General features: G+C 72.4%; 1 protein-coding gene. It reads right to left on the bottom strand.

All coding sequences use genetic code 11. From position 1 onward, the window contains the following. Window positions 1–428, bottom strand: a 428-nt coding sequence (locus V2J85_RS40830) for a gamma-glutamyltransferase (protein WP_330824420.1), incomplete at both ends; no start/stop codon positions are given.

The raw sequence follows: 428 nt of genomic DNA, 5'->3' as shown, positions 1-428 counted from the left end.
GGTGCATAGACCGCCGCTAGGCCGGGATCGTGGCGGATGGCGGTGAGTGCCTCACATACGTCGGCGGCAGTCTTAGCCGAGCAGGCCAGGCCGGTTTCGGCGATCCGGGCCGCGGGCTCCCACAGTTCGGGCAGCCCGCGGCTCGCCCCGTGGGTGTGCAGGGCCGCCAGCGCCGCAGGTGCACCGGGGACGGCGACACCCAGCGCCCCATACAGCGGGATGGTGCTCAGCCCCTGGTCGCGATAGAACGGGGTGGTCCCGCCGTCCGGGCCGAATCCCGATCCGCCGATCGTCCACACCCGGCCGTCGGGTTCGCGCACCACCGCGAATGCGTCACCGCCGATTCCGCATTGGCCGGGCAGCACTAGCCAGGTGAGTGCGGCCATGGCCAGGGTGGCGTCGACGGCATTGCCGCCCGCCGCCAGTAC

It is taken from the genome of Streptomyces bugieae, from assembly GCF_036352915.1.
Classification (GTDB): Bacteria; Actinomycetota; Actinomycetes; order Streptomycetales; family Streptomycetaceae; genus Streptomyces; species Streptomyces endophytica.
Note: the sequence above shows the minus strand (reverse complement) of the source record. Positions and strands in the feature narration are given on the sequence as shown.